The following is a 4465-nucleotide window of genomic DNA, read 5'->3' as shown; positions in this document are numbered from 1 at the left end:
GGGGGGGGGGGGGCGGGGGGCCCCCCCCCCCCCCCGCCCGCCGGGCGGCCCCCCCCCCCGCCCCCCGGCCCCCCCCCGCTTCCGTCCTGCTACTCGCCGGTCGGCGTGGCCGCCGAGGCCGCCGTGTCCGCCGCCTGGGCCTTCAGGGCGCGTTCGACGCCCGAGCGGGACTCCGAGATCAGGCGGCGCAGCGCCGCGCTCGGCTCGGCCGAGGCCAGCCACTCGTCCGTCTTCGCCAGGGTGTCCGCGGAGACCTGGACCGACGGATAGAGGCCGACCGCGATCTGCTGGGCCATCTCGTGCGAACGCGAGTCCCAGACGCCCTTGACCGCCTCGAAGTACTTGTCCGTGTACGGGGCGAGCAGTTCACGCTGGCCGAACTGCACGAAGCCGCCGATCACGGCCTCCTGCACGGCGTTCGGCAGCTTGTCGGACTCGACGACCGACGCCCAGGCCTCCGCCTTGGCCTCGTCGGTCGGGCGGGCGGCGCGGGCGGTCGCCGCGTGCCGCTCACCGGCGGCGGTCCTGTCCCGCTCGTACTCGCTGGTGATCTCGGCGTCGTCGAAGCGCCCCACCGCCGCGAGCCGCTGCACGAACGACCAGCGCAGCTCGGTGTCGACGGCCAGGCCCTCGATGCTCTCCCGGCCGTCCAGCAGACCCTCCAGGAGGTCCAGCTGCTCCGGCGTACGGGCCGTCGACGCGAACGCGCGCGCCCAGGCCAGCTGGTGGTCGCCGCCGGCCTCGGAGGACCGCAGATGGGCCAGCGTGGCGTCGGTCCAGCGCGTCAGCAGCGCCTCGCGGGCGTTCGGGTCGGCGTACAGCTCGACCGCCGTCAGCACCTGGCGGTGCAGCGACTGCACGACGCCGATGTCCGACTCCTTGCCGATGCCGGACAGCACGAGCGAGAGGTAGTCGCGGGTGGCGAGTTCGGCGTCGCGGGTCATGTCCCAGGCCGAGGCCCAGCACAGGGCGCGGGGCAGGGAGGCCTCGAAGTCGCCGAGGTGCTCGGTGACGAACGCGAGGGACTGCTCGTCGAGACGGACCTTCGCGTACGACAGGTCGTCGTCGTTGAGGAGGATCACGGCCGCGCGCGGCTTGCCCACCAGCTGGGGCACGTCGGTCAGTTCGCCGTCCACGTCCAGCTCGACGCGCTCACCGCGCACCAGCTTGCCGCCGCCGCCCTCGGAACCGGCGGTGCCGGCCAGGTCGTACAGGCCGATGGCGATGCGGTGCGGGCGCAGGGTCGGCTCGCCCTGCGCCCCGGCGGGCAGCGCCGGGGCCTCCTGGCGGATCGCGAACGACGTGATGACACCGTTCGCGTCCGTCTCGATCTCCGGGCGCAGGATGTTGATGCCGGCCGTCTGCAGCCACTTCTGCGACCAGGTGCCCAGATCGCGTCCGCTGGTCTCCTCCAGCGCGCCGAGCAGGTCGGACAGCTGGGTGTTGCCGTACGCGTGCGCCTTGAAGTACGCCTGCACGCCCCGGAAGAACTCGTCCTCGCCGACGTACGCCACGAGCTGCTTCAGGACGCTGGCGCCCTTGGCGTACGTGATGCCGTCGAAGTTGACCAGCACGTCGTCAAGGTCGTTGATCGTGGCCATGATCGGGTGCGTGGAGGGCAACTGGTCCTGCCGGTACGCCCAGGTCTTCATGGAGTTGGCGAACGTGGTCCAGGAGTGCGGCCAGCGGGAGTCCGGCGCGTACGCCTGGCAGGCGATCGAGGTGTAGGTGGCGAAGGACTCGTTGAGCCACAGGTCGTTCCACCACTCCATCGTCACGAGGTCGCCGAACCACATGTGGGCCAGCTCGTGCAGGATGGTCTCGGCCCGCACCTCGTACGCGGCGTCCGTCACCTTCGACCGGAAGACGTACTGGTCGCGGATGGTCACCGCGCCCGCGTTCTCCATCGCCCCCGCGTTGAACTCCGGCACGAAGAGCTGGTCGTACTTCTTGAACGGGTACGCGTAGTCGAACTTCTCCTGGAACCACTCGAAGCCCTGCCGCGTGACCTCGAAGATCGCGTCCGAGTCGAGGAACTCCGCGAGCGAGGGCCGGCAGTAGATGCCCAGCGGCACACTCTGCCCGTCCTTCTCGTACACGCTGTGCACCGAGTGGTACGGACCGAGGATCAGCGCCGTGACGTACGTCGAGATCCGCGGCGTCGGCTCGAACTCCCAGACGTCGTCCTTGGGCTCCGGGGTCGGCGAGTTGGAGATGACGGTCCAGCCGGAGGGCGCCTTCACGGTGAACTGGAAGGTGGCCTTCAGATCCGGCTGCTCGAAGCTCGCGAAGACACGGCGGGCGTCCGGCACCTCGAACTGGGTGTAGAGGTAAGCCTGCTGGTCGACCGGGTCGACGAACCGGTGCAGACCCTCACCGGTGTTCGTGTACGCGCAGTCGGCCACGACCCGCAGGACGTTGCGGCCCTCCAGGATGCCCGCGAGCGCGATCCGCGAGTCCTTGAAGACCTCGGCGGGATCGAGGGAGTCACCGTTGAGGACGACCTCCTGGACGGCCGGGGCCACCAGATCGATGAAGGACCCGACGCCGGTCTCGGCGGAGTCGAAGCGCACCGTGGTCACGGACCGGTAGGTGCCGCCCTCCACCGCGCCGGAGAGATCCAGATCGATCTCGTACGAGTCAACGGTGAGCAGCTTCGCCCGCTGCTGCGCCTCTTCGCGGGTCAGGTTTGTGCCAGGCACGCGGTCATCTCCTCGTGATGGGTCAGTTGCGTCATCCTTCCACGGCGGCTGCGGGAGTGCGATGTCCGTTTCCCGCCGGTGTGCGCGGGGGGCGCGGGGCCACCCTGGAGCCATGACCAGTCATCACGCACGTCCCATCGAACCCCGGGCGCTGAAGGAACTCCGCGCGACGGACGACGCCGGGCTTCCGTGCGTTCCCGTCACCGACCCGGAGGGCGGGGATCCGCTCCGCTGCTGCCTGCGGCGCAGTGAACCGGGAGCGCGCGTCGCCCTCGTCTCGTACGCGCCCCTGCGCCGCTGGGCCGCGCGAACGGGCGCGCGCCCCGGCGCGTACGACGAACAGGGCCCCGTCTTCGTCCATGCCGAGGAGTGCCCGGGGCCCCGTCTCGCCGGGTACCCCTTCGCCCGGCCGGGCGTCCTGCGCACCCTGCGCCGGTACTCCGCCCAGGGCCACATCCTCGGCGGACGCCTCCTGGAGATCCCGGAGGCGGCCGGCCAGGACTCACCGGACAGGGCCCTGGACGCGGCTCTCACGGAGGCCTTCGCCGACAGCGAGGTGGCTCTCGTACATGTCAGGGCGGTCGAGTACGGGTGCTTCCTCTACGAGGTCCGCCGCCCCTGAACGCGGGATGTGGGCAGGGAGGAGTGGCACGTAAAGGAGTGGGAACCCGGGTTCGAGTCAAGTAGCCCATCTTTGACCCGAGTTGAGGGGGAACGTTCCCATGACGGGAAAGCGCGTCCTAGGAGTTGCGACGGTACTGGTGCTCACCGCCGGGGTGTCCGCCTGTTCCGGAGACGACGACGGTGCGGACGGGAAGAAGGACGGGGCGAAGGGGGCGTCCTCGACCAAGGGCGCGTCCGAGTCCCAGGTGGTGCGGGCGGCCCACCAGAAGACGACCGCGGCGGACTCGGCGAAGATGACGCTCGCCACCGAGGCGGCCGCGGCCGGCAAGACGGTGACCGTCCGCGGCACCGGCGTGATGGACCTCGAAGACGGCAACAGCACCATGACGCTGACGTCCCAGGGGCAGAAGATCGAACAGCGCGTCCTCGACGGCGTCGTCTACCAGAAGGCCCCGGCCGAGCAGCGCGCCCAGCTCCAGCTGCCGAAGGGCAAGACCTGGATGAAGATCGACCCGGCCGAGCTGAACGGCTCGGGCGGCCAGGTCAACGACCCGGCGGAGTCCTTCGCGTACACCGAGGGCGTGAACGACGCCGATGTCACCAAGGTCGGCACGGAGACGATCGACGGGGAGCGCACCACGCACTACCGCGTCAAGGTGGCGGTGAAGAACCTCGCCAAGGGCGACCGGGCGAAGGCCGACCAGTTGGAGAAGCAGCTGGGCACCTCGACGCTGCCGCTGGAGATGTGGCTCGACGACGAGGGCCGGCTGCGTCAGGAGACCATCGAGCTTACGCTGAAGCCCCAGGCGGGCGAGGGCCAGAAGGACCAGACGGTCACCAGCACCACGACGCTCAAGTTCAGCGACTTCGGCACGGACGCGGACGTGGAGGCTCCGGCCGCGGCCGACACGGTCGACGTCACCAAGAAGCTCGCCGACGCGGCGAAGTCCGAGGGCACGGCCTGACTGACGGGCGCGTCGGCTTGCCGGTCGGGTGCGGGCCGGGGGGGGGGCCCCCCCCCCGTACCCCCCCCCCCCCCCCCCCCAAAAAACCCCCCCCCCCCCCCCCCCCGCCCCCCCCGCGCCCGCCCCCCCCCCCCCCCCCCCCCCCCCCCCCCCCCCCCCCCCCCCCCCCCCACC

3 protein-coding genes are annotated in these 4465 nt (G+C 71.2%); 2 read left to right on the top strand and 1 reads right to left on the bottom strand.

What is annotated here, in order from left to right; all coding sequences use genetic code 11:
- Positions 1–89: 89 nt before the first annotated feature.
- Entirely contained in the window at positions 90–2702 is a 2613-nt protein-coding gene (pepN, locus tag ACH4DZ_RS06435; protein ID WP_398285798.1) for an aminopeptidase N, read from the bottom strand.
- A gap of 112 nt (positions 2703–2814) precedes the next feature.
- Between pepN and ACH4DZ_RS06430 the strand changes: the two genes are divergently transcribed.
- On the top strand, positions 2815–3324 hold the full coding sequence (locus ACH4DZ_RS06430; protein ID WP_398285797.1) for a DUF1203 domain-containing protein: 510 nt from the start codon (positions 2815–2817) through the stop codon (positions 3322–3324).
- A gap of 100 nt (positions 3325–3424) precedes the next feature.
- Positions 3425–4291, top strand: coding sequence for an LppX_LprAFG lipoprotein (locus ACH4DZ_RS06425; protein WP_398285796.1), 867 nt, complete (start codon positions 3425–3427; stop codon positions 4289–4291).
- Positions 4292–4465: the final 174 nt, after the last annotated feature.

It is taken from the genome of Streptomyces sp. NPDC017991 (genome assembly GCF_044328075.1).
Classification (GTDB): Bacteria; Actinomycetota; Actinomycetes; order Streptomycetales; family Streptomycetaceae; genus Streptomyces.
The sequence above is the reverse complement of the archived record's forward strand: the minus strand, read 5'-3'. Positions and strand labels throughout refer to the sequence as shown.